Origin of the sequence: Petropleomorpha daqingensis, from assembly GCF_013408985.1 — a bacterium.
Taxonomy (GTDB): Bacteria; Actinomycetota; Actinomycetes; order Mycobacteriales; family Geodermatophilaceae; genus Petropleomorpha; species Petropleomorpha daqingensis.
On record NZ_JACBZT010000001.1, the window covers coordinates 552,205 to 574,919 of the forward strand.

The 22,715-nt window shown below is 74.1% G+C and carries 24 protein-coding genes; 7 read left to right on the plus strand and 17 right to left on the minus strand.

From position 1 onward, the window contains the following. Positions 1 to 3 precede the first annotated feature (3 nt). Positions 4 to 996: a saccharopine dehydrogenase NADP-binding domain-containing protein gene (locus GGQ55_RS02730; protein ID WP_179715000.1), complete on the plus strand. Its 993-nt coding sequence runs from the start codon at positions 4 to 6 to the stop codon at positions 994 to 996. Beyond that, a complete protein-coding gene (locus tag GGQ55_RS02735) occupies positions 993 to 1,964 on the plus strand; it encodes an alpha/beta fold hydrolase (RefSeq protein ID WP_179715001.1) in 972 nt (323 codons plus the stop codon). The genes GGQ55_RS02730 and GGQ55_RS02735 overlap by 4 nt, the downstream gene beginning before the upstream one ends. Before the next feature lie 63 nt (positions 1,965 to 2,027). Here GGQ55_RS02735 and tsf read toward each other — a convergent pair whose 3' ends face one another. After that, positions 2,028 to 2,843, minus strand: coding sequence for a translation elongation factor Ts (tsf, locus tag GGQ55_RS02740; protein WP_179715002.1), 816 nt, complete (start codon positions 2,841 to 2,843; stop codon positions 2,028 to 2,030). Between the two features lie 35 nt (positions 2,844 to 2,878). Beyond that, complete coding sequence (gene rpsB / locus GGQ55_RS02745; RefSeq protein ID WP_179715003.1) at positions 2,879 to 3,799, minus strand: 30S ribosomal protein S2; 921 nt, start codon at positions 3,797 to 3,799, stop codon at positions 2,879 to 2,881. A 303-nt stretch (positions 3,800 to 4,102) separates the two neighbouring features. On the opposite strand from rpsB, the gene GGQ55_RS02750 reads away from it, so the two are divergent. The 3 genes from GGQ55_RS02750 (at position 4,103) to GGQ55_RS02760 (ending at position 6,500) form a co-directional block, all read left to right on the plus strand. Then, positions 4,103 to 4,606, plus strand: coding sequence for a murein hydrolase activator EnvC family protein (locus GGQ55_RS02750; RefSeq protein ID WP_179715004.1), 504 nt, complete (start codon positions 4,103 to 4,105; stop codon positions 4,604 to 4,606). A gap of 68 nt (positions 4,607 to 4,674) precedes the next feature. Further along, entirely contained in the window at positions 4,675 to 5,856 is a 1,182-nt protein-coding gene (locus GGQ55_RS02755; RefSeq protein ID WP_179715005.1) for a S1C family serine protease, read from the plus strand. Positions 5,857 to 5,894: 38 nt separating this feature from the next. Beyond that, the gene (locus GGQ55_RS02760; RefSeq protein ID WP_179715006.1) at positions 5,895 to 6,500 is read left to right on the plus strand and encodes a TMEM175 family protein; all 606 of its coding nucleotides are present in this window, start codon (positions 5,895 to 5,897) and stop codon (positions 6,498 to 6,500) included. Here the strand turns inward: GGQ55_RS02760 and GGQ55_RS02765 are convergent. Beyond that, positions 6,425 to 7,993, minus strand: coding sequence for an FAD-dependent monooxygenase (locus GGQ55_RS02765; RefSeq protein WP_179715007.1), 1,569 nt, complete (start codon positions 7,991 to 7,993; stop codon positions 6,425 to 6,427). The two genes, GGQ55_RS02760 and GGQ55_RS02765, sit on opposite strands and share 76 nt — an antisense overlap. 64 nt (positions 7,994 to 8,057) lie before the next feature. Here GGQ55_RS02765 and GGQ55_RS02770 point away from each other — a divergent pair, with 64 nt between their 5' ends. Next, positions 8,058 to 8,945: an aminoglycoside phosphotransferase family protein gene (locus GGQ55_RS02770; protein WP_218859139.1), complete on the plus strand. Its 888-nt coding sequence runs from the start codon at positions 8,058 to 8,060 to the stop codon at positions 8,943 to 8,945. Between the two features lie 6 nt (positions 8,946 to 8,951). On the opposite strand, the gene GGQ55_RS02775 is transcribed toward GGQ55_RS02770, so the two are convergent. The 6 genes from GGQ55_RS02775 to GGQ55_RS02800 form a co-directional block, all read right to left on the minus strand. Further along, on the minus strand, positions 8,952 to 9,374 hold the full coding sequence (locus tag GGQ55_RS02775) for a hypothetical protein (protein ID WP_179715008.1): 423 nt from the start codon (positions 9,372 to 9,374) through the stop codon (positions 8,952 to 8,954). Between the two features lie 2 nt (positions 9,375 to 9,376). After that, positions 9,377 to 10,177: an RNA polymerase sigma factor WhiG gene (whiG, locus tag GGQ55_RS02780; protein ID WP_366488603.1), complete on the minus strand. Its 801-nt coding sequence runs from the start codon at positions 10,175 to 10,177 to the stop codon at positions 9,377 to 9,379. A 47-nt stretch (positions 10,178 to 10,224) separates the two neighbouring features. Beyond that, complete coding sequence (locus tag GGQ55_RS02785; protein WP_179715010.1) at positions 10,225 to 11,160, minus strand: tyrosine recombinase XerC; 936 nt, start codon at positions 11,158 to 11,160, stop codon at positions 10,225 to 10,227. A gap of 73 nt (positions 11,161 to 11,233) precedes the next feature. Then, positions 11,234 to 12,481: a DNA-processing protein DprA gene (gene dprA / locus GGQ55_RS02790; protein WP_179715011.1), complete on the minus strand. Its 1,248-nt coding sequence runs from the start codon at positions 12,479 to 12,481 to the stop codon at positions 11,234 to 11,236. After that, the gene (locus tag GGQ55_RS02795; protein WP_179715012.1) at positions 12,478 to 13,998 is read right to left on the minus strand and encodes a YifB family Mg chelatase-like AAA ATPase; all 1,521 of its coding nucleotides are present in this window, start codon (positions 13,996 to 13,998) and stop codon (positions 12,478 to 12,480) included. Before GGQ55_RS02795 ends, dprA begins: the two co-directional genes overlap by 4 nt. Next, positions 13,995 to 14,354: a YraN family protein gene (locus tag GGQ55_RS02800; protein ID WP_366488606.1), complete on the minus strand. Its 360-nt coding sequence runs from the start codon at positions 14,352 to 14,354 to the stop codon at positions 13,995 to 13,997. Before GGQ55_RS02800 ends, GGQ55_RS02795 begins: the two co-directional genes overlap by 4 nt. Positions 14,355 to 14,460: 106 nt before the next feature. Between GGQ55_RS02800 and GGQ55_RS02805 the strand changes: the two genes are divergently transcribed. Next, complete coding sequence (locus GGQ55_RS02805) at positions 14,461 to 15,438, plus strand: SDR family oxidoreductase (RefSeq protein ID WP_179715014.1); 978 nt, start codon at positions 14,461 to 14,463, stop codon at positions 15,436 to 15,438. Here the strand turns inward: GGQ55_RS02805 and GGQ55_RS02810 are convergent. The 8 genes from GGQ55_RS02810 to trmD form a co-directional block, all read right to left on the minus strand. Further along, positions 15,428 to 17,764: a fibronectin type III domain-containing protein gene (locus GGQ55_RS02810; protein ID WP_179715015.1), complete on the minus strand. Its 2,337-nt coding sequence runs from the start codon at positions 17,762 to 17,764 to the stop codon at positions 15,428 to 15,430. The two genes, GGQ55_RS02805 and GGQ55_RS02810, sit on opposite strands and share 11 nt — an antisense overlap. Positions 17,765 to 17,877: 113 nt before the next feature. Continuing rightward, the gene (locus tag GGQ55_RS02815) at positions 17,878 to 18,186 is read right to left on the minus strand and encodes a DUF2469 domain-containing protein (RefSeq protein ID WP_179715016.1); all 309 of its coding nucleotides are present in this window, start codon (positions 18,184 to 18,186) and stop codon (positions 17,878 to 17,880) included. Beyond that, complete coding sequence (locus GGQ55_RS02820) at positions 18,183 to 18,938, minus strand: ribonuclease HII (RefSeq protein ID WP_179715017.1); 756 nt, start codon at positions 18,936 to 18,938, stop codon at positions 18,183 to 18,185. Before GGQ55_RS02820 ends, GGQ55_RS02815 begins: the two co-directional genes overlap by 4 nt. Before the next feature lie 141 nt (positions 18,939 to 19,079). Then, the gene (locus GGQ55_RS02825; protein WP_218859140.1) at positions 19,080 to 19,796 is read right to left on the minus strand and encodes a LuxR C-terminal-related transcriptional regulator; all 717 of its coding nucleotides are present in this window, start codon (positions 19,794 to 19,796) and stop codon (positions 19,080 to 19,082) included. Between the two features lie 173 nt (positions 19,797 to 19,969). Further along, positions 19,970 to 20,884 (minus strand): signal peptidase I, encoded by a 915-nt coding sequence (lepB, locus tag GGQ55_RS02830; RefSeq protein ID WP_179715019.1) that lies wholly within the window; start codon positions 20,882 to 20,884, stop codon positions 19,970 to 19,972. Between the two features lie 80 nt (positions 20,885 to 20,964). Next, on the minus strand, positions 20,965 to 21,321 hold the full coding sequence (gene rplS, locus GGQ55_RS02835; protein ID WP_179715020.1) for a 50S ribosomal protein L19: 357 nt from the start codon (positions 21,319 to 21,321) through the stop codon (positions 20,965 to 20,967). A 149-nt stretch (positions 21,322 to 21,470) separates the two neighbouring features. Next, the gene (locus tag GGQ55_RS02840) at positions 21,471 to 21,971 is read right to left on the minus strand and encodes an NUDIX hydrolase (protein ID WP_179715021.1); all 501 of its coding nucleotides are present in this window, start codon (positions 21,969 to 21,971) and stop codon (positions 21,471 to 21,473) included. Next, on the minus strand, positions 21,964 to 22,710 hold the full coding sequence (gene trmD / locus GGQ55_RS02845) for a tRNA (guanosine(37)-N1)-methyltransferase TrmD (protein WP_179715022.1): 747 nt from the start codon (positions 22,708 to 22,710) through the stop codon (positions 21,964 to 21,966). The genes GGQ55_RS02840 and trmD overlap by 8 nt, the downstream gene beginning before the upstream one ends. Positions 22,711 to 22,715: the final 5 nt, after the last annotated feature.

The window sequence follows — 22,715 nt, forward strand, 5'->3', positions numbered from 1 at the left end:
GCGATGCCCACCCGCAGGGGCGGCCTCGGCACGAGCGACGTGCTGCTGCTCGGGGCGGCCGGGAACAGCGGGGCGCTCATCGGGGCCGAGCTCGCGGCCCGCGGCCTGTCCGTACGCCTGGCCGGACGCCGGCTCGCCCCGGTCGACGACCTCGCCCGGGCGCTGACCGCCCGAGGGGCGAGCGCGCAGGCCTGCGCCGTGGACGTCGACGAGCCGGACTCGCTGTCCGCCGCGCTGGCCGGTGCCCGGGTCGTGCTCAACACCGTCGGCCCGTTCACCCGGCGCGCCGGTCCGGTGATCGCGGCCTGCCTGGCCGCGGGCGTCCCGTACGTGGACATCGCCAACGAGTTCCCCGCGGTGTGGGGCCTGCTCGACCGCGACGGGGAGGCCCGCGAGCGCGGCGTCGTCCTGGTCACCGGGGCCGGGTTCGGGCCGGCCGCGACCGAGACCCTGGTCCTGCGCCTGGTCGAGGTCATGGCGTCCCCGCCCCGCGGGGTGCGCGTGGCGTCCGCAGCAGGCGTGACCCGGCAGACCGAGGGCGTGACCCAGTCGATCGTGGCGGCCCTCGGCCAGGGCGCGCTCACATACCGGGACGGCCGACTGGTCCGCGAGCCGCTGGGCAGCGGCGCCACGGAACTGACCTTCGGCGGCGCCGCGCGCCCGGTGTTCCCGGCACCGGTCGGCGACCTCGAGGCGGCTCGACGCGCCAGCGGCGCCGCCGACGTGGTGGCCTACCAGCCGGATCCGTCGACGCGCAGAAGCGGGACCGACTCCGTCGCGTGGGCAGAGGTGACCGGACGCGACGGGCGGATCCGCACCGCCGAGCTGCACCTCGGGGAGGGCGTCCGGGCCACGGCCGCCATCGCGGCGGAGACGACCCGACGCGTCCTGGCCGGAGCCATGCCCGGCGCGTGGACCCCCGGGCGTCTCTTCGGCGCGGACCTCGTGCCCGACGCCTCCGGGGCCCGGATCACCCTCGACGGCGTACCGGCATGAGCGATCTCGCGGTCGACCGGCTGGAGTCCGTGCAGCTCGGTGGGATCACCCAGTGGATCCGGGTCCGGGCGGCCGACCCCTCGAACCCGCCGCTGCTGCTCATGCAGCAGGGTCCCGGCCTGCCCGTGATCAACGAGGCTCACGGCTGGGACGAGCTGCTGGGACTGGAGCGCGACTGGACCGTCGTCTACTGGGATCAGCGCGGTACCGGCCTGTCTGCCCGCCCCCTGCTCGGGAGGTCGTTCCCGATCAGCGCGCCGCGGATGGTCGAGGACACGGTGGCGCTGCTGGAGCTGCTGCGCGAGCGGTTCGGCCGACCGGCCGCTGTCCTCGGCTTCTCCTTCGGCGCGACGTACGCCGCGTACGCCGCTCAGCGGCGCCCGGATCTCGTCGCGCTCCTGGTGGGGGTCGGCATGGACATCGACATGCCGGCCGGGGAGCACCACACCTACGAGTTCGCGCTGCGCACCGCCCGCATCCGGGGCAACTCGCGTGCGGTCCGGCAGCTGCGCCGCATCGGGCCGCCCCCGCACCTGACCGGGCACCGGCTCCGGACGCGCGCCCGGTGGGCGGCCGACTTCGGCGGCATCAGCGTGCACGTGAGCTACCGCGGGATCCTCGGCGCGCTGCTGCGCAGCCTGATCCGCTCGCCCGACTACTCGGTGGCCGGCGGCCTGCGCACGCTGCTCGGGATGGCCGCCTCGCAGACCGCCCTGCTGCCGGATCTCGCCGACACCGACCTGGTCGGCACCGTGCCGGCCCTCGACGTGCCCGTCGTCCTGATCCAGGGCCGGCACGACCAGGTCGCGCCGGGCACCGCCACCCGGCGGTTCCACGACGCGCTGAGGGCGCCCTCGAAGCGGCTGGTGTGGTTCGAGGACTCGGCGCACACGCCGCACCTCGACGAACCCGAGCGGTTCCGCGCCCTGCTCACGGAGCTGCGGGCCGAGCAGTACGCCGACGCCTGACAAGCGACCGGCCCCGTTCCCAGAAGCGGGAACGGGGCCGGGACGTGCTCGGTGTCGCCGGGCCTACGCCTGGCCGACCTCGAAGCGGGCGAAGCGGTCGACCGTCAGGCCGGCCTCGTCGAGGATCTGCTTCACCGTGCGCTTGGGCTCGGTGATCGACGGCTGCTCGAGCAGGACGAAGTCCTTGTAGTAGGCGTTGACCCGACCCTCGACGATCTTGGTGATCGCCTGCTCGGGCTTGCCCTCCTCCTTGGCGGTCTGCTCGGCGACGCGGCGCTCGGTCTCGACGGCCTCGGCCGGCACCTCCTCGCGGGTGAGGTAGCGCGGGCGAGCGGCGGCGATGTGCATCGCCAGGCTGCGCGCCGCGTCCTCGCTGCCGCCGTGGTACTGCACCGCGACACCGATCGCCGGGGGCAGGTCGGTGGCCCGCTTGTGCAGGTACACCGCGGTCGGGCCCTCGAAGAGGGCGAACCGCGAGAGGACCAGCTTCTCGCCGATGCGGGCCGACTCGGCCTCGATCAGCTTCTCGACGGTCTGGCCGTCGACCTCGGTGGCCAGCAGCGCCGCCACGTCGGACGGGTTCTGCTCGATCGCGATCTCGAGCAGCCGCTGGGCAAGGGCGACGAACTCGGCGTTCTTCGCGACGAAGTCGGTCTCGCAGTCCAGCTCCAGCAGCGCGCCGCCCTTGCTCACGACGACGCCGTTGGTCGTCGAGCGCTCGAGGCGCTTGCCGACGTCCTTGGCGCCCTTGATGCGCAGGAGCTCGATCGCCTTGTCGTACTCGCCATCGGCCTCGGTGAGGGCCTTCTTGGCGTCCATCATGCCGGCGCCGGTGGCGTCACGCAGACGCTTGACGTCGGCAGCGGTGAAGGCAGGCATGTCTCTTCCCTCTGGTGTTCGTTACGGGACGGCGTTCAGGCGTTCTCGGCGCCCTGGGTGCCGGTCGAGGCGTCGCCGGTGGCCGGCACGCCCTCGACGGGCGCGACCTCGGTCGCGGTGGCAGCAGCCGGCTCGGCCGGGGTCTCGGGCAGCGCGGCGGCGCCCTCCTGCTGACCGGTCAGCAGCTCGCGCTCCCAGTCCGGCAGCGGCTCGTCGCCACCGATGACCTGCTCGCCGCTGTCCTCGCGGCCGGCGTTGGCCTGCGCGGCCGAGCGGGCCATGAGGCCCTCGGCGACGGCGTCGGCGATCACGCGGGTCAGCACCGTGATGCTGCGGATCGCGTCGTCGTTGCCGGGGATCTTGTAGTCGACCTCGTCGGGGTCGCAGTTGGTGTCGAGGATCGCGACGACCGGGATGTTCAGCTTGCGAGCCTCGCCGACGGCGATGTGCTCCTTCTTGGTGTCGACGACCCAGACGGCGCTCGGCACCTTCTGCATGTCGCGGATACCGCCGAGGCTGCGCTCCAGCTTGGCCTTCTCGCGGGTCAGGCCGAGCTGCTCCTTCTTGGACAGGCCGGCCATGACGCCGGTCTGCTCCATGTCCTCAAGCTCCTTGAGGCGCTGCAGCCGCTTGTGGACGGTCTGGAAGTTGGTGAGCATGCCGCCCAGCCAGCGCTGGTTGACGTAGGGCATGCCGACCCGCTGCGCCTGCTCGGCGACGACCTCCTGGGCCTGCCGCTTGGTGCCGACGAACATGATCGTGCCGCCGTGCGCGACCGTCTGCTTGACGAACTCGTAGGCGCTGTCGATGTACCCGAGCGTCTGCTGCAGGTCGATGATGTAGATGCCGTTGCGCTCGGTGAAGATGAACCGCTTCATCTTCGGGTTCCAGCGACGGGTCTGGTGCCCGAAGTGGACGCCGCTGTCGAGCAGCTGCTTCATGCTGACGACTGCCATGCCGTTCAGCCCTTCTGTTCTGCGCGCGGCCCGGAGACCGCGCTTCTCGGTTGTCGCGGACCCCGGTGGGGACCGCCCTGGCGTCCGCAGCACCACTCCCCCGGCGGTGGCCCGTGAGGGACCCTCGCTGGGACCGAGGTGGCGACTGCCCCGCCCGTGCGGCGGGAGGAAGAACGCGCGAAGTCGATCCATCGCAGACGGATCGCACCGACGAGCATACCTGCTGCGACGAGGCGGCTTTCGACCGTCCACAGAGCGCTCGCGGCAGTCCTTCTCGGGGCGGCTCTCGACCACGGTGGACGCGTGCGCGCCCGCCTGCTGCTCGTCGCCGTCCTCTGCCTCGCGCTGCTCGCGCCGGCTCCGGCCCTCGCCGAACCGTCGGCCGTCGAGCCGGTGGGCCGGTTCGGGTGGCCGCTGGCCGGCTCGCCGCCGGTGACCAGGGCGTTCGAGGCGCCGGCCGGGCCGTTCGGTCCGGGGCACCGCGGCGTCGACCTGGCCGCCGCGCCGGGGGCGACCGTGCTCGCGGCAGGGGACGGCGTGGTCGCCTTCGCGGGGAGGGTCGCCGGCCGGCCGGTGGTGAGCATCGACCACCCCGGCGGGCTGCGGACGACGTACGAGCCGGTCGAGCCCGCGGTGGCGGCCGGGCAGGCGGTCGCCCGGGGGTCGCCGATCGGCACGCTGCTCGCCGGCCACGCCGGCTGCCCCGCCGCCGCGTGCTTGCACTGGGGCGTGCGCCGCGGTCAGATCTACCTGGACCCGCTCGCGCTGCTGCGCGCCGTCCGCGTCCGGCTGCTGCCCTGGCGCTGAACGGCGCTCCCAGACAGTTCGCCGGGGTCTCACAGCATCCTGATCACCGGAGGGCGTCCACTGGTGTCGTGACCGAGAACCTGGCCCCGTACTACGTGCCCCCGATGCCGCCGGCTCCGCTCGGGCCGCCGCCGCGCCGGCGCACGGGTCTGGCCGTCGCCGGGGCGCTGGGTGCGGTCGGCGTGGCCACGGCCGTGGTCATCGGGGTGAGCACGGCCGGCGGGACGACCGTGGTGGGCGTGGGCTCGCCCGCCGACCTCGGGTCGGGGAGCCAGGGGCCCTCGTCCGGCGGGTCCCCGTTCGGCAGCGGCCCGACCGGGAGCGACACGTCGAGCACGACCGGCCTGGCCACCGAGGACCAGCAGATCGGCGTCGTCGACATCGACACCGTGCTCGGGTTCCGGAACGGCGAGGCCGCCGGCACGGGCATGGTGCTGAGCTCCGACGGCGAGATCCTGACCAACAACCACGTCGTCCAGGGCGCGACGAAGATCAGCGTGACGGTGGTCAGCACCGGGAACACCTACGCGGCGACCGTCGTCGGCACCGATCCCAGCGACGACGTCGCGGTCCTGCAGCTCAGCAACGCCTCGGGTCTGCAGGTCGCCGACTTCAGCGACGCCACCGCCGCCGTCGGCGAGGCGGTCACCGCGGTGGGCAACGCCGGGGGCTCCGGCGGGACGCCGAGCGCGGTCAGCGGCACGGTCACCGCGCTGGACCAGTCGATCACCGCGACCGACGAGACCGGCGGCAACCCCGAGCAGCTGACCGGTCTGATCGAGACCGACGCCGACGTGCAGGCCGGCGACTCCGGCGGCCCGCTCTACGACACCGCCTCCGGCGAGATCATCGGCATGGACACCGCGGCGTCCACCGGCGGGCAGGTCGACGGGTACGCGATCCCGATCTCCTCGGCCCTGTCGATCGCCGGGCAGATCGTCGACGGCGTGGACAACTCCACCATCCACCAGGGCTACCCCGGGTTCCTCGGGGTCTCGGTGACCTCTGCTGCCGGCACGGACGGCGCCGCGATCGCCGGGGTCGTGTCCGGTGGACCCGCCGAGTCGGCCGGCATTTTGGCGGGCGACGTCATCACCGCCGTCGGCCGGACGGCGATCGCCTCGGCCGACGACCTGACCGGCCTGCTGGCCGGCTACGACCCGGGCGACAGCGTGCCGGTGACCTGGACCGACGGCGCCGGCGCCTCGCACACCGCGCAGGTCACGCTGGCCACCGGTCCGGCGGACTGATCCCCCGTCCGCGCAGGGACGATCTCTAGCCTGCGCGGGTGCGCTCAGAACGTGGGCTCGACCGGTTCGTCACCTTCCTCGACGCCGTCGTCGCCATCGCCATCACCCTGCTCGTGCTGCCGCTGGCCGAGGTGCTGCAGGACGTGGAGCCGGGCCGGTCGCTGGGCAGCGTGCTGTCCGACGAGGGCGGCCAGTTCTTCGCCTTCTTCCTGAGCTTCGCCGTCATCGCGCGGTTCTGGATGGTCCACCACCGGGTGGTCGAGGGCGTCGGCGCCTACGACTCGGCCTTCCTGCTGCTCAACCTGCTCTGGATGCTGACGATCGTGCTGCTGCCGTTCGCCACCCAGGTGGTCGGCAGCTACCCGCCCGAGCCGCTGGCCGTGGGGATCTACATCGGCACCATCACGGCGAGCTCGGCCAGCCTGGCCGCGGTCACGATCCTCGTCTGGCGGCGCCCGGCGTTGCGGCGGGACGCCGACGAGCCCGCGCCCACCCCGTGGCCGAGCCTGGTGACCACCGGGATCCTCGTCGTCGCGCTGCTCCTCGGCACGCTCGTGCGCCAGGTCAACTACGGGGCGATGCTCCTGCTGCTGCTCACCGGCCCGCTGGAGGGCTGGCTGCGCCGCAGGGAGCGCGCGAGGTAGTCCTCGGCGCCGGCGAGGCCGACCCCCGTGCCCCGCGCGGCGACGTGCCCGTCGGGGCGGACCAGGAGCCAGCCGCTGCCGCGCAGCCCGAGCGTGCGGGCGGCGGCACCCTCGAGCGTGCGGACCGCGAGCCAGGGCGCGAAGCGGTCCGGCAGATCCCCGGCACCGACGCCGCACGTCAGCAACGTGAACGCCGGGCCGTCCAGCTCCTCGGACAACCACCGCTGCCCGATCCGGACGTCGGGCAGGCGGTCTCCGGGGCGCGGCTTCGGACCCGCGGCGGGCTGCACCGCCGGGCTGCGGCGGTAGCGGATGCCCAGCTGCGAGACCGTGCGGAACGCCAGCCGTCGGGCCGGCCGCAACCGGAGCGCCGACGGCAGCACGTACGGCACCAGCCGGGTGCGGGCCAGGCGCACGAGCCCCGCGTTCGACGTCGCCGCGGTGAAGGCGCGGTCGGTGAACCGGAGGACCTCCTCCCCCACCGGCCGCCGTTCGGCGTCGTAGGAGTCGAGGAGCTCCTCCGGGGCGACGCCGCGACAGACCAGCCCGAGCTTCCACCCGAGGTTGACCGCGTCCTGGATGCCGGTGTTCATCCCCTGCGCGCCGGCCGGGCTGTGCACGTGCGCGGCGTCGCCGGCGAGGAACGCCCGGCCTGCGCGGTAGTGCCGCGCACCGCGGTGCGAGACGCGGAAGGCGCTGGTCCAGACCGGATCGTGGACGTGCACCGTGCCTGCCGTCGCGTCGTCGACGAGCTGCTGAACCCGGTCCAGCGGGATCGGCCCGTCCCGAGGCCCGCCGTCGGGCACGAACGTGATGAGCCGCCACGGGGCCGGGGAGCCGAGCGGGAAGAAGAACAGCGGCCCGCCGGCGCTCAGGTAGGTGTTGACCGCGCCGTCCTCGAGACCGTCGGCCGAGAGGTCGGCGAGGCAGAACGTCTGCGGGTACCGCCCACCGGTGAAGGCGATACCGGCCTGCTCCCGGACGGTGCTGCGCGCGCCGTCGCAGCCCACGACCCAGCGGGCCGCAACCGTGCCGGCGGCGCCGTCGGGGTCGCGGAGGGTGCAGAGCAGCCGGTCGCCGTCCTGGTGGAAGGACTCGAGGCGGACGCCGCGGCGGATCGCGATGCCCCGGTGGGTGAGGTGCTCGGCGAGCACCGCCTCCGTCTCGGCCTGGGAGACGAACAGCAGGAAGGGGTAGGCGGTGTCCCCGGCACCGACGTCGAACAGCGGAGCGTGCACGACCCGGCGTCCGGCCGTGATCCGCAGCCGGACGCCACGGCTGCCACGGGCGACGAGCTCGTCGCTGACGCCGAAGGGCCGCAGCACCTCGAGAGTGCGCGGCTGGACGGCGAGCGCTCGTGACTCGTGGACCCGGTCGGTCGCCGCGTCGACCAGCACCGGCGGGACGCCGAACGCGGAGAGCTGAGCGGCCAGGGTCAGGCCGGTCGGCCCGGCACCGACCACCAGCACGTCACAGGGCTCGATCTCGGCCATGGACCACTCTCCCGCCGCGGAAATCCGGTGGACAACGCCCCGGCGCACCGGATCTGCTCCCCCGGTGAGCACGGGGCGGATGCACGCCGACGAGGTGGGAACCGACGTGGACCTGGTGCGGCGGCTCCTCGCCGGTCAGTTCCCGCAGTGGGCGGAGCTGCCGCTGCGCCCGGTCCCCTCGTCGGGCACCGACAACGCGCTCTACCGGCTCGGCGCGGACATGGTCGTGCGGCTGCCGCGGATCGGCTGGGCGGTGACCGACGTCGAGGCCGAGCAGCGACGGCTGCGCTCCCTGGCCCCGCACCTCCCGCTGCCGATCCCCGAGCCGCTGGCCGCCGGGGCGCCCGGGGCCGGCTACCCGTGGTCGTGGTCGGTGTACCGGTGGCTGGCCGGCGAGGAGGCCCGGGCCGACCGGCTGCCGGACCCCGTAGGGACGGCGGAGGCGCTCGCCGGGTTCGTCGGCACGCTGCACGGCATCGAGGTGGCCGACCCGCCCGCCGGCGGTGGCCGCGGCGGCCCGCTGGCCGCCCGCGACGCCGCGACCCGGGCCGCGATCGCCGCACTGGACGGCGAGCTCGACTCCCGCGCCGTCACGGCGGTGTGGGAGCAGGCGCTCGCGGCGCCGGTCCGGGATGCCCCGCCGGTGTGGGTCCACGCGGACCTGGCGCCGGGCAACCTGCTGCTGCGCGAGGGCCGGGTGGTCGCCGTCCTCGACTTCGGGGCGCTCACCGTCGGCGATCCGGCGGTCGACCTGCTGGTCGCGTGGAACCTGTTCTCGGGTGCGGCACGCGAGCGCTACCGGGCGGTGCTCGGTGTGGACGACGCGACGTGGGCGCGCGGCCGCGGCTGGGCGGTGTCGGTGGCGCTCATCGCGCTGCCGTACTACCGCCACACCAACCCGGCGCTGGTGGCGCAGTCGTGGCGGACGCTGCGCGAGGTGCTGGCCGGATGAGCGGCCTCAGTCGGCCAGGCGGCCCTGGATCGCCTCGACGAGCCGGTCGCGGGCCCGGGCGTTGTCGGGCGAGCGGTTGGGCTTGCGGCGGCCGGCCAGGATGCCGATCTCCCAGGTCGTGCCGTCGCCGGTGGTGAGCACGAGCGTCGGCGGCCGCATCAGGCCGGGAGCGCTCTTGGCACGGGCGGCGGCGAGCGCGTCGGGCGCCTTCGTGCGGCTCTTGCCCTTGGTGAACCGCCAGGTGATCAGCTGCGGTGCCTTCTTGCCCTGCACCGGCGCGAAGACGAGCCGGCTGCTGGTGAGCACGAGGTCCCCGGGGATCGAGGACAGCGTGCCGGGGTGGACGGTCGCGACCTCGCGGAGCAGCTCGGTCTCGTCGTCGTCCATGGGGATCGGCACGACCTGCGTGCCGCCGCCGAAGAGCCCCATGGTCAGGCGATGTCGGCGAGCTTGGTGCGCAGGTGCAGCACGGCCTTGGTGTGCATCTGGCAGATCCGGCTCTCGGTCACGCCCAGGACCCGACCGATCTCGGCCAGGGTCAGGCCCTCGAAGTAGTAGAGGCTGACCACGACCTTCTCCCGGTCGGGCAGCTGCTCGACGGCGCGGGCGAGGAGCTGGCGGGCCTCGCCGTGCTCGGCCATGGCCTGCGGGTCCGGCGCGGTGGAGTCCTGGAGGGTGTCGACCAGCCGGGGCGAGCCGCCGCCGTCCTCGTCGACGAGGAGCTCGTCGAGGGCGACCACGTTGACGAGGGACAGCTGGCCGAGGAACTTGCGGACCTCCTCGACCTCCATGTCCATCTCGTCGGCGATCTCCTCGTCGGTCGGCGTGCGCTGCAGCCGGCTCTCGAGCTCGGCGACCGCGCGCTCGAACTGGCGCGCCTTCATGCGCACCGAGCGCGGGATCCAGTCGGTGCTGCGCAGCTCGTCGATGATCGCGCCGCGGATGCGGGCCATCGCGTAGCTCTCGAACTTGACCTCGCGGGTCGGCTCGAAGCGGGTGATCGCGTCGATGAGCCCGAAGGTGCCGTAGGAGACGAGGTCGGCCTGCTCGACGTGCGCGGGCAGGCCGCTGCCGACCCGGCCGGCGACGTACTTGACCAGCGGCGCGTAGTGCAGGATCAGCCGGTCGCGCAGCTGCGGGGCCCGGTCGGCGACGTAGCGCTCCCACAGATCCGCCAGCGCGGCGTCGGCGTCCTCGCTGTGCTCGTCCAGCTCGATGGTCGCCTCAGGCACGGTCCTGCTCCCCTGCTCCCGCGTGTGTGTCCACTCGACAGTCCCCTTCATGCTCGCGGGTGGGCCTGTGCATGCACTGCCCGGAGCCGTTCGACCGTCACGTGGGTGTAGATCTGCGTCGTCGCGAGGCTAGCGTGGCCCAGCAGCTCCTGGACCGACCGCAGGTCGGCCCCGCCCTCGAGGACATGCGTCGCGGCCGAGTGACGCAACCCGTGGGGTCCGATGTCGGGTGCGCCGGGCGCCTTGCGGACGGCGGCGTGCACCACCCGGCGCGCCTCGCGGGGGTCGAGCCGGCGTCCCCGGACGCCCAGCAGCAGCGCGGGGCCGGAGTGCTCGGTGGCCAGCGCGGGGCGGCCGCGGGTCAACCAGGCGTCGAGGGCGGCCTCGGCCGGGACGCCGTAGGGCACGCTGCGCTCCTTGCGGCCCTTGCCGAGCACGCGCAGCAGCCGGCGGCCGCGGTCGACGTCGTCGACGTCGAGGCCGATCAGCTCGCTCACGCGGACGCCGCTGGCGTAGAGCAGCTCGAGGACGAGGGCGTCGCGCAGCCCGACCGGCTCCTCGGCCCCGGAGGTGGCCTCCAGGACGGCGCGCGCCTGGTCCGGAGCGAGGACGTCGGGCAGCGTGCGGTGCGCCTTGGGGCTGACCAGGCGCAGGCCGACGTCCTCGCCGGCGCGGCCCGAGCGGCGCAACCAGGCGGTGAACGAGCGGGCTGATGCGGCCGAGCGGGCCGTGGTGGCGCGGCTGTGGCCGGTGGTCCGGCCCTTGGCCAGCCAGCTGCGCAGCGTGGCCAGGTCGAGGTCGGTGACGGTGGCGCCGCCCCGGCGGACGAGGTGGTCGAGCAACTGGACGACGTCGCCGACGTAGCCGCGGATGGTGTTCTCGGACAGGTCGCGGGAGGAGCGCAGGTGCTCCTCGAACCCGTCGAGGGCCTCGGCGAGCGCAAGCGGGAGCTGCGCCCGCGTCTGCGCAGTCGACCCGGCCACGGGGGCACGGTCCGTGTCGCGGCCCTCGTCGTCAAGGCGCCGCGCCGATCCGTTGTCCGCAATCGATCCCCGGTCAGCCGGCCCGGGCCCTCGGCGCCGGCATGAGCCGCCAGCCGGTACCGGTCCACTGCACGAGCTCGGCGAGTTCCAGCGCCGGCAGGACCCGCAGGACCTCCAGGACCTCGCAGCCGGCGATCGCGGCGAGCCGCTCCGGGGCCACCCCGGTGCGCACCGGGCAGGCGTCGAGCACCCGCCGCGCCAGGTCGGAGAGACCGTCACGGACGTCGCTGCGCCGCTCGGCCGGCTCGGCGAGGTCAACCCCGATCCCGCCGACCACGTCCAGGACGTGCGCCGCCGAGGCGACCAGCGTGGCCGCCTCGGCGTCCTGCGTGCCCCGCAACAGCTCGTGGCAGCCGACGCTCATCGCGGACGTCACGGGGCCGGGCACCGCCATCACCTGCTTGCCCAAGCGCCGCGCCCGGTGGGCCGTGGCCATCGCACCGGACCGCGCCGCGGCCTCGACGACCACCGTGCCGCGGGTGAGGGCGGCGATCAGCCGGTTGCGCACCAGGAAGCGGTGCTGGTGCGGTGCGGCACCCGGCGGCCACTCGCTGACCAGCAGCCCGCTGTCGGCGATCCGGTGGAGCAGCGCCCCGTTCCCGGCGGGGTAGGGCCGGTCGACGCCGCAGGCCAGGACGGCGATCGTCGGGCCGTCGGCGGCGAGCGCGCCACGGTGCGCGGCGGCGTCGATGCCGTAGGCGCCGCCGGAGACGACCGTCCACCCGCGCTCGGCGAGCTGGTAGCCGAACTCGCCGGCCACGTGCTCGCCGTACGCGGTGGCCGCCCGCGAGCCGACGATCGCCACCGAGCGGTCGGCCAGCTCGTCGACCCGGGCCGGCCCGCGCACCCACAGCGCCAGCGGCGGGACGAGGGCCTTCGTCCGGTCCGCCTGGTGCTTCGGTTCCTCCGGCTCCTCGGCCGTGGCCAGGGTCAGCGCGTGCAGCAGGTAGGCCGGCCACTCGTCGTCCTCGGGGATCAACAGCCGCGCGCCGCAGCGCTCGGCCTGGCGGAGGTCGGCGAGGCTCGTGTCCGTCTGCGCGCGGGCGCCGACCAGGCCCAGGATGCGCGCCGGCGCCCGGCCGGACCGGATGAGCCGCACCGCCTCCACCGGGCCGACCCGGTCGACGAACCGCCAGGCGTCGACCGTGCCGGGCTCGACCGCCCGGCTCAGCCAGGCACGGGCGCGGCGGAGCCCGGGAGTCGGCTCACCGAGCTCCGCCGCCGCGTCGGCCAGATCCGCGTCGAGGTCGTCGCCGCTCACGCCGCCGCCCGCTGCAGGCGCATGCCGAGGGCCTCGGCGACCTCGTCGGCACCGGGCACGGTCCGGCCGGCGAGGTCGCTCAACGTCCACGCGACCCGGAGCACGCGGTCGAAGCCGCGGACCGAGATCGCGCCGCGTTCCAGCGCCCGCTCCACCAGCGTCAACGCCGTCCGAGGGATGGGCCAGCGGTCGCGCAGCAGCCGACCGGGCACGTGGGCGTTGAGGCTCAGCTCGCTCCCCCGCAGCCGCTCGGCCGCCGCCGCCCGGGCCGTCGCCACCCGGCCGGCGACCGTCGCCGTCGGCTCCGGCGTGCCGAGACCGTCGAGCCAGGTCGCGCGGGTCACCGGTGGCAGGTCGACCCGCAGGTCGATCCGGTCCAGCAGCGGTCCGGACAGGCGCGACTGGTAGCGCCGCCGTTCCAGGGCGCTGCAGGTGCACGCGGTGTCGCCGGCGGCGCTCGCGCACGGGCACGGGTTGGCCGCCAGCACCAGTTGCGCCCGGCACGGGAAGGTCGCCGAGCCCGCCGCCCGCTGGATGGTCACCTGCCCCTTCTCCAGCGGCTGGCGCAGCGTGTCGAGCACCGAGCGCGGGAACTCCGGCGCCTCGTCCAGGAAGAGCACCCCCAGGTGCGCGCGGCACACCGCCCCCGGACGGATCTGCCCCGAGCCGCCACCGACCAGCGCCGCGAGGCTCGCCGAGTGGTGCGGCGACTCGAACGTGGGACGGGTGATCAGCGGCGCCCCGACCGGCAGCGTGCCCGCGATCGAGTGGATCGCGGTGACCTCGAGCGCGGCCTCGTCGTCCAGGGAGGGCAGCAGCCCGGGCAGCCGCTCGGCGAGCATCGTCTTGCCGGCGCCCGGCGGTCCGGTCAGGAACAGGTGGTGCCCGCCGGCCGCCGCGACCTCCACCGCCCGCCGTCCGGACGCCTGCCCGACGACGTCGCCGAGGTCGGGGCCGGGCTTCGGCGGTGGTAGCGGCCCGCGGGCGTGCGGGTGCAGGCGGTCGCCCCCTGTGAGGTGGTCCACCAGGGCCGTGAGCGTCGGCGGGGCCAGCACCTCGATCCCGGTGACCAGGGAGGCTTCGTCGGCGTTCGCCGGCGCGACGACGACCTGGCCGTGCCCGGCTCGGACGGCTGCCAGGACGGACGGCAGGACACCGCGGATGCCGCGCACCGAGCCGTCGAGCCCCAGTTCGCCGAGCAGGACGAGATCCTCGACCGCGGCGGCCGGCACCGTCCGCGCCGCGGCGAGGATGCCGACGGCCAGCGCCAGGTCGAACCCGCTCCCCTGCTTGGGCATCGAGGCCGGGGACAGCCCGATCGTGATCCGGCGCTGGGGCCAGCTCGCCCCGGCGTTGGTGATCGCCGCACGGACCCTGTCGACGGACTGCCGGACGACGGCGTCCGGCAGCCCCACCAGAACCACCTGCGGAACGGCGGAGGACAGGTCGACCTCGATCTCGACCATCGCGCCCTGCACACCGACCAGCCCCACCGACCACGTCCGCGCGAGGGTCACGAGAACGCTCCGCGCAGGTGGGTGACCAGCGCCGGACGCTCCGGGCGGACCAGCACCCCGACGACGTCGAAGCGCAGATCCGGCGCGTGCTCGTCGTGCGCGGCCAGCCACCGCTGCGCCAGCACCCGCAGCCGCCGCTGCTTGGGAACGGTCACCGCCTCGACCGGATGGCCGAAGCCGGTGCCGCGGCGGGTCTTGACCTCGCAGAACACGAGCGCGTCGCCCTCGCGGGCCACGATGTCGAGCTCGCCCTCCCGGCAGCGCCAGTTGCGGTCGAGGACGCGCAGGCCGGCGTCGGTCAGGTAGGCGGCGGCGATCCGCTCGCCGTGGACGCCGAGATCAGTGGTCGTGGGCACCCCTCGACGGTCGACCGGCGGGCGGCCGGGAACCAGAGCCCGGCGCGATCTGTGGACGAGCGAGGCGGCTGTGGAGAAGGCTCGGTGCGTCGCGGAGGAGGTCGCCATGATCCTCGTCGTGGGAGCCACCGGTCAGCTCGGCAGCCTCGTCGTGCGCACGCTGCGCGAACAGGGGCACCCGGTGCGTGCCATGGTCCGGGACCTCTCGACCGCGGACGACCTCGCGGCGACCGGGGCCACGCTGGTCCGCGCAGACCTGACCGAACCGGAGACCCTCGACGCCGCCCTCGAGGGCGTCACGGCGGTGGTGGCGACCGCCAACGTCGCAGCTCCCACCCGCCCCGGCGACCGCAGCGACGCCCTGGACGCCGGATATGCCCAGCTGGTCGAGCGCGCCGAACGGTCCGGCGTCTCGCGGTTCGTGCTCGCCAGCGTCCCGGGGACGCCGGTCGACGACGAGGTCCCCGTCGCCCGCTCCAAGCGGCGGACCGAGCGGTTGCTGGCCGCCTCGGGACTCTCGTGGGTGTCGGTCCAGATGCCGCCGTTCACCGAGGTGTGGCTGGCGCTGGTCGGCAGCCGGATCCCGCTCCGCGGCGAGCAGCGCGCCACGCTCACGCGGGCGTACCCCACGCTGCGGACGTTCCGCCGGATCGCCGGCGGCACGATCGAGGACCTCGGGCTGATGCTCGTCCCCGGGCCGGCTGCAGGACGGCAGGCGTTCCTCTCCGTGCACGACGCGGCCCGCGTGCTGGCGGCCTGCGCGCTCGACGACTCGATCTCCGGGCAGGTCGAGGTCGGCGGCCCGGAGGCGCTCTCGTGGGCCGACGTCGCGCAGATCTACAGCCGCCTGCTCGATCGCCGGGTGCGGGTCGTCGCCCAGCCGGCCGCCCTGTTCACCGGGTTGCAGAAGCTGCTCGGCCCGGTGGCGCCGTCCTTGGCCGGCATCATGGCGCTCAACCGGCTGATGGCGGTCTCGCAGAGCGACTGGAACACCACCGCTGTCACCGACCGGCTGGGCGTGCACGACCTGCGCACCGTCGAGCAGGTGCTTCAGGAGAAGGCAGCGCTGGCGCCTACTTCCTGACCGTCACGGTCGAGGAGTTCTTGTTGTCACCGGGTGTCGGATCGGTGGGCGTCACGCAGGAGGTGGCACTCACCTTGGCGTTCACGGCCGCGGTCACCTGCACCCCCAGCAGGTAGCTCGCGCTCTCCCCCGGCGCGAGGACGCCGCTGTGGCTGCAGCGCAGTCCCTTCTGGCTGCAGCTCCAGCCGGAACCGGCCCAGGTGGTCGCGGTGAGCCCGCGGCCGAGGGTCACGGTCACCACCGCCGGCGTGGTCGTGGCGGCCGTGCCGGTGTTGGTCACCGTGATCCGGTAGCCCGCGGGCGCACCGTGCTTGAACGTCGACAGCGGGTCCGTCCTGACGGCCAGGTCCGGGTGAGGAGCAGGGCCGATCGTCAGCCGGAACTGCTTCTGAGCCGTCTGCGGGACGGCCTCGGCGTCGGTCACGCGGACCGTGAAGGTGCTCGTGCAGGCCGTCTTCGGCACCCCCACGATCGTGCCGTCCGGCTGCAGGGTCAGCCCGGCGGGCAGGTGGCTGCCGGACGGGAGGGACCACCGGTAGGGCGCCACCCCGCCGGTCGCCGTGAGCGTCGCCGTGTAGGGCTGCCCGACGGTGCCGGGCGGCAGCGGGCTCGTGGTCGTGATCTGCAGCGGGGCGATGACCGCGACCGGGGTCACGGGGTTCGACGGCCCGGAGTCCGGCCCGGTCCCGGCGCCGTTGGTGGCGGCCACCGTGATCGTGTAGGTCGTCCCGTTGGTGAGCCCGGAGATCGTGAGCGGGCTTCCCGTGCCGGTGCCCGTGACGGTGGGCGGCCCGGCGACGACGGGTGTCGCGGTGGCGGTGTAGCCGGTGATGTCGGAGCCGCCGTTCGAGGACGGCGGGGTGAAGGTGACCGTCGCCGAGCCGTCCCCGGGCGTGGCCGTACCGATCGTCGGCGGACCGGGCACGGTCGCGGCGACGGTGATCGTGGAGTCGACGGAATCCGCGCCCTCGGTGCTGGTCGCCGTGACGGTGAACGACCACGTGCCGGCCTCGGTCGGGGTGCCGGAGAGGTGCCCGTCGCCGGACAGGCCGAGCCCCGGCGGCAGGTCGCCGGAGGTCACCGACGCCGTCGGAGCCGGGTCGCCCGTCATCGCGTAGTCGAAGGCGTAGGCCGATCCGACGGTGCCGTCGGGTGGATCACCGCTGATCGTGGGTGCGCTCGTCGCCGGCTGGATCACCAGGGTCACCGGGTCGTCGTAGCTGCCGACCGGCGTGAGCGCCTGCAACGTCAGAGGGAACGTGCCGGCCTCTGTGGGGTTGCCGGAGAGGGTTCCGCTCCGGCTGTCGAAGCTCAGCCCGCCGGGCAGCGTGCCGGACAGGTGCAGCTCCGGCGGCGGCCACCCGGAGGCGGCGAACGTGTAGCTGTAGTCGAGGCCGACCATGCCGGTGGGTGGGGTGTCCGCGGTGAACGTCGGGGTGTCGGCCACCCCGTACTGGACGATGACCGCGCCCTCCCCGCCGTTCGGAACGGGCGCGGCGACCCCGCGCTCGCTGACCGCGTCCAGCGCGTTGGGGGTGACGTAGTTCGAGCCGCCGGCACCGCCACTCGCGCCGAGACCACCGCCGCCCCCGTAGTAGCCGCCGCCACCACCACCACCGCCGCCGTTCGGCTGCTGCAGTCCGGCGCCGCCGGCACCGAGGGTTCCGTTCCCGCCGTGCACCGACGGGGCGAAGTCGAAGTAGGCACCGGAGCCACCCGCGCTCTGCGTGCCCCCGGTGGCTGGGTTGGCGAACGTCGGGTCTTGCGGTGCGGTCGCCCCGACGTCGGCCCCTCCGGCTCCGCCCGGACTGTTGAAGCCGGCACCCCCGCCGCCGGCGGCGACGAGGATCCGGTTGGCCAGCCCCGAGCCGCTGGCGCGCACATCGCTGCCGCCTCCCGCGCCCCAGCCGGCGTACCCGAGACCGTTACCGTCGCCGCCAGCGCCGCCGCCGTTGTAGCCCCCGGCCCCGCCGTCGATGCCCGAGGGACCGTGCGGATCACCACCCGTGCCCCCGACGACGAGGACGTACTGGTCACCCGGGACGACAGGCAGCACCGCGTGAACGTGGCCCCCCGCGGCATGGCCGAGCGTGTCGTTGCCGCCGCCGACGGCGCCGTAGAGGTCGAAGATCGCCGTGTTCACCCCGGGCGGCACGGTCCACGTCTGCGTGGTGTGGCTGTAGAACCCGAAGTTGCCCGTGGACGCCGCCCTCGCCGGGGCTGCGACCAGCCCGACGAACGCCGCCGCAGCCGCGCCGGCGACCAACCCGGCGAGCACCCGCCGCCGCTCCGGCAGCACGCGCGTCTTCTCGAGGCAACCGTCCATGGCCGTTCCCCGTGCATCGCGGCCGGACCGCTCGCCGGCGTCGTCGCAGCCGGCAGGCTAGGACCTGGGCAGAGCGTTTGGGAACGGGTCTGTTCCCGCCGTGCAACGAAGCGTCAGGTGGCGGGCAGTTCCAGGTCGGGCTTGTCGAGCTCCTCGACGTTGACGTCCTTGAAGGTCAGCACCCGGACGTTGCGCACGAACCGCGCCGGCCGGTACATGTCCCAGACCCAGGCGTCGGACAGCTTGAGCTCGAAGAAGACCTCGCCGCCGGCCTCGCGCACCTGCAGGTCGACCGAGTTGGCGAGGTAGAACCGGCGCTCGGTCTCCACGACGTAGGTGAACTGACGGACGATGTCCCGGTACTCGCGATAGAGCTGCAGCTCCATCTCGGTCTCGTACTTCTCGAGATCCTCGGTGCTCATCGCAGGTCTCCGGCCAGAGGACTCATGTCTTCATCATCGACCATGCCGGCCGCCCCGGTCAGCTGGAGTGCCCGCCCGGCGTGCGCGTCCCGTGCGCGGGCCACGTTGACGAACCGCATCCGGTGCTCCGGACAGGGCCCGTGGCGGTCCAGCGCGGCGCTGTGGACGTCGGTGATGTAGCCCTTGTGACCGGCGAAGTCGTACTCCGGCCACTTCTCGTGCAGCTCGAGCATGATCCGGTCGCGAGTGACCTTGGCCAGCACCGACGCCGCGGCCACGCACGCGGCCACCCGGTCGCCCTTCCACACCGCGAGGTTGGGCCGGGACAGGCCGGGCACCGGAAAGCCGTCGGTGAGCACGTAGTCGGGGCCCGGGTCGAGAGCGCACACCGCCCGGCGCAGGGCCTCCAGATTGGTCACGTGCATCCCGCGGGCGTCGAGATCCTCGACCGGGATGACGACGACCGACCAGGAGACGGCGCGGTCGACGACCTGGGCGTAGACCCGTTCCCGCGCCGCGGCGGTGAGCAGCTTGGAGTCGGCCAGCTCCGGCACCCGCCCGCGGCGGCCGGGCGGCAGCACGCAGGCGGCGGCGACCAGCGGGCCGGCGCAGGCGCCGCGGCCGGCCTCGTCGGCGCCGGCGATCGCGGAGAAGCCGCGGCGGCGCAGGCGGCGTTCCATCTCCCACAGCGAATCGGCGTCGGACACCGGCTCGGGGGAAGCGGAGCGGGCAGGGGCGGAACGGAGAGCCATCGCCGTCCGACCCTACGACCCCCTACGACAGAACGTCGTCGGGACAGGCGAACGCACGGCGGGCCGGTTCCCCCCGAGGGGAACCGGCCCGTGGTGCTCGGACCGCCGAGGAGGCGGACGGTCCGGATCCCAAGGAGGGAGTCAGGCGTCGGCGTCAGCCGGGACGGCGCTCTGCGCCAGCCCGTGCGCGCCGCACGTGCACGCCCCGCCACCGTTGCGCGAGGAGAGCACGAGCGAGACAGCGTGCGCCCGGTCGCGGGCACCCAGCTTGCGCAGGATGGCCTTGACGTGGGACTTGACGGTGTCCTCGCTGATGAACAGGTTGCGACCGATCTGCCGGTTCGACTGGCCCTGGATGAGCTCGTCGAGCACGTCCTGCTCGCGCCGGGTCAGCGGCACCTCGGGGACGAACGGCTTGCCGGCGGGCACGGCCGACGGCTCGACCCGGCGGATCTGCGGGTCGACCACGGTCCGCCCGGCGCGGGCGGCCAGGATGGCCCAGCCCAGCAGGGTCGGCGAGGTGTTGAGCAGCAGGTACCCGCGGATACCGGCGGCCAGCGCCTCGTTGACGACGGCGGGGTCCTCGGAGGTGGCCAGCGCGACGATCGTCACGCGGGGGAAGCGGCTGCGCAGGTCGCGGCAGGCGTTGAGCGTCGCGGCCCGGCCGGCGCCCAGCTCGACGACGACGGCGTCGGGGCGGGCGGTCTCGACCAGGGTCAGGGCCCGGCGCAGCTCGCCCGGCGTGCCCACGGACTGCATGCCGGCGGTCTCGTTGATCATGCTGACCAGACCGCGACGCAGCACAGGGCTGTCGGCGAGGAGGAGCACGCGGGTCACGCCGCGGGCGGTGCTCGCCATGGGTGCAGACACTTTCGTCTCCGTTTCAACTCCGGGAAGTTCCAACACCTCCATCGGAAGGGTGAAACGGATGCTTGAATGCTTTCCCAGAATTTTTTTCGAAACTTCCGAAGTGCGCCCGGTCACACGCGTAACGCCGGAAAGACTCCAGTGAATGGTCTATGCCGAATGGCTCAGCGTCGCCGGCGCCGGCGTCGCCAGAGCGCGAACGGCACCACGGCGGCCAGCGCCACCCCGTCCGGTGCCACCACCGCGCCCGGCGCGGCGGCGGCCGTGCCCTGGATGTCGGGCGAATGCAGCACGCCGAACCGGCTCAACGGCCAGACGATGAGCGAGGCCTTTCCGATGACGTCGCTCTCGGCGATCGTGCCGTCGTATTTGTCGCCCACGTGCGAGCGGGAATCGGCCGACGCCGAACGGTGGTCGCCCATCACCCACAGCCGCCCCTTGGGCACGGTCACCGGGCCGAAGGCACGTTGGTCGATCGGGTTGTTCTCGAAGATGTAGGGCTCGACCAGCGCCTTGCCGTCGACGGTCACGTTGCCCTTGTCGTCGCAGCACTGGACCGTCTGGCCGCCGGTGGCGATCACGCGCTTGACGTAGTCGTCCTCGCTGGGCGGGGCGACGCCGATGGAGCGGCCCAGCCACAGCAGCGCCCCGGAGAACCAGTTGCTCGGCTCGTCGACCTGGACCTCCGGGGTCCAGGTCGAGGGCCCCTTGAAGACGACGATGTCGCCGGGTTCGGGCTTGCCGAACCAATACGGCACCTTGTTGACCAGCACGCGGTCGCCGGTGCAGCCCGGGCAGCCGTGCAGCGTCTGCTCCATCGACCCCGAGGGGATGAAGAAGGCCTGCACGAGGAAGGTCTTCACCAGCAGCGCGAGCACGAAGGCGATCAGCAGGAGCACCGGCAGCTCGCGCAGCAGCGAGCCCTTCTTCTTCGGTTGCTCGCGCCGGTGCCGGCGACTGCGCCGGGTGGGCCGCTCCTCGGCTGTGGTCTCGGCCTGCTCGCCCGTGCCGGGCTCCGGCGTGCCGTCGTCCCCCTCGGGAACGACACCGGCGGGACCCACGGGCCGATCGCTGCTCATCGCGGACCAGCGTACGGCCGGGTGGGACCCGCCGGAGGCAGCCGGGGTTCGCCCGGCCGGAGGTGTTGGGGGGAACCGCGTCAGCGCGCGGCCGGCTCCCGCTTCTCCTTGATCTTGGCGGCCTTGCCGCGCAGCTCGCGGAGGTAGTACAGCTTCGCCCGGCGGACGTCACCGCGGGTGACGACCTCGATCTTCTCGACGACCGGGGTGTGCACGGGGAAGGTCCGCTCGACGCCGACGCCGAAGCTCACCTTGCGCACGGTGAAGGTCTCGCGGGAGCCGCCGCCCTGACGGCGGATCACGACGCCCTGGAAGACCTGGATGCGCGAACGGTTGCCCTCGACGACGCGGACGTGCACCTTGACGGTGTCGCCGGGACGGAACTCGGGGATGTCGTCGCGCAGCGAGTCGGCGTCGAGTGCGTCCAGGGTGTTCATCTCAGCAGTCCTGTCGTCCTAGCGGTGGCACGTACACGGTGCGGACAGCGGCCGTCCCGGGCTGTGGACTTCCGGGGGCCGCGGCTCGCTCTTCGAGCATGCGTCGACGGGCGCCGACGTCTGCAGCAGCTCTCTACTGTGCCACAACTTCAGTCGACGATGCGCGGCGGCCCCGTCCAGGGCCCCCTGAGCAGCTCCGGGAGCGCCGTCGCGAGCTCCCGTGGGACGAAGATCTCCTCGCTCGCGGCGATCTCGGCCACGCTCCACCAGCGCCACGGCTGGTCCTCGTAGGCCTCCAGCTCGGTCTGCCCGCGCACGTCCACCTCGTGCACGACGTCGCGCAGCACGAAGTAGGTCTCCCGGTGGTCGAACAGCTCGCCGAGGTGAGGGGCGACGGCACGGCGGAGCCAGACCGGGCCCTCGAGGGCACGGGGATCCACGTCGAGGCCGATCTCCTCCGCGAGCTCGCGGACGGCGGTCACCCGGGCCGACTCCCCCGGCTCGGTGCGACCGCCCGGCGTGTACCAGTACAGGACCGGTCCCGGCGGGGTCTCGAGGTCGACCAGCCGCGACCCGAACAGCAGCACCCGCGACCCGGGGTCGAGGACGACGACGCGGGCCGCGGAGCGCAGCCGCAACGACTCAGGCATCCCCGTCGAGCAGCTGCCGCTCGGCCTCGGTGAGCGCCCCCTCGGGCAGCCGCAGGAGCAGGTCGGGACGGCGGGCGGCGGTGCGGCGCAGCGACTGCTCCCGCCGCCAGCGGGCGATCGCCGCGTGGTCGCCGGAGAGCAGGACCGGCGGGACGTCGTGGCCGCGCCAGGACGCCGGCCGCGTGTAGGACGGCCCCTCCAGCAGGCCGTCGGCGTGCGAGTCGAACTCGACCGACTCGCGGTTGCCGACGACCCCGGGCAGCAGCCGGGTGACCGCCTCGACCATGACCAGCACCGCGGACTCGCCGCCGGCCAGCACGTAGTCGCCGATCGACACCTCGGAGACCGGCCCCGCCTCCGCGGCCCAGTCCGCGACCCGCTGGTCGATGCCCTCGTACCGGCCGCAGGCGAAGACCAGCCCCGGCTCGGCGGCCCACTCCGCGGCCATGGCCTGGGTGAACGGGCGCCCGGCAGGGGTCGGCACGACCAGCCGGGTGCCCGGCGGGCGGACCTCCTCGAGCGCGCGCGCCCAGGGCTCGGGCCGCATGACCATGCCGGGCCCGCCGCCGTAGGGGGCGTCGTCGACCGTGCGGTGCACGTCGTCGGTCCAGGCGCGCAGGTCGTGGACGGCGATGTCGACCAGGCCGCGCTCGGCGGCCTTGCCCAGCAGCGACTGGCGCAGCGGGGCGAGGTACTCCGGGAAGATGGTGACGACCTGGATGAGGAAACTGCTCCGCACGGCGC

Bases quoted from the DNA above. Each gene is read 5' to 3' on its own strand.
- GGQ55_RS02730 (WP_179715000.1), top strand. From the start codon at position 4: ATGCCCACCCGCAGGGGCGGCCTCGGCACGAGCGACGTGCTGCTGCTC.
- GGQ55_RS02735 (WP_179715001.1), top strand. From the start codon at position 993: ATGAGCGATCTCGCGGTCGACCGGCTGGAGTCCGTGCAGCTCGGTGGG.
- tsf (WP_179715002.1), bottom strand. From the start codon at position 2,843: ATGCCTGCCTTCACCGCTGCCGACGTCAAGCGTCTGCGTGACGCCACC.
- rpsB (WP_179715003.1), bottom strand. From the start codon at position 3,799: ATGGCAGTCGTCAGCATGAAGCAGCTGCTCGACAGCGGCGTCCACTTC.
- GGQ55_RS02765 (WP_179715007.1), bottom strand. From the start codon at position 7,993: ATGGCCGAGATCGAGCCCTGTGACGTGCTGGTGGTCGGTGCCGGGCCG.
- GGQ55_RS02775 (WP_179715008.1), bottom strand. From the start codon at position 9,374: ATGGGGCTCTTCGGCGGCGGCACGCAGGTCGTGCCGATCCCCATGGAC.
- GGQ55_RS02805 (WP_179715014.1), top strand. From the start codon at position 14,461: ATGATCCTCGTCGTGGGAGCCACCGGTCAGCTCGGCAGCCTCGTCGTG.
- GGQ55_RS02810 (WP_179715015.1), bottom strand. From the start codon at position 17,764: ATGGACGGTTGCCTCGAGAAGACGCGCGTGCTGCCGGAGCGGCGGCGG.
- GGQ55_RS02815 (WP_179715016.1), bottom strand. From the start codon at position 18,186: ATGAGCACCGAGGATCTCGAGAAGTACGAGACCGAGATGGAGCTGCAG.
- GGQ55_RS02820 (WP_179715017.1), bottom strand. From the start codon at position 18,938: ATGGCTCTCCGTTCCGCCCCTGCCCGCTCCGCTTCCCCCGAGCCGGTG.
- GGQ55_RS02825 (WP_218859140.1), bottom strand. From the start codon at position 19,796: ATGGCGAGCACCGCCCGCGGCGTGACCCGCGTGCTCCTCCTCGCCGAC.
- lepB (WP_179715019.1), bottom strand. From the start codon at position 20,884: ATGAGCAGCGATCGGCCCGTGGGTCCCGCCGGTGTCGTTCCCGAGGGG.
- rplS (WP_179715020.1), bottom strand. From the start codon at position 21,321: ATGAACACCCTGGACGCACTCGACGCCGACTCGCTGCGCGACGACATC.
- GGQ55_RS02840 (WP_179715021.1), bottom strand. From the start codon at position 21,971: ATGCCTGAGTCGTTGCGGCTGCGCTCCGCGGCCCGCGTCGTCGTCCTC.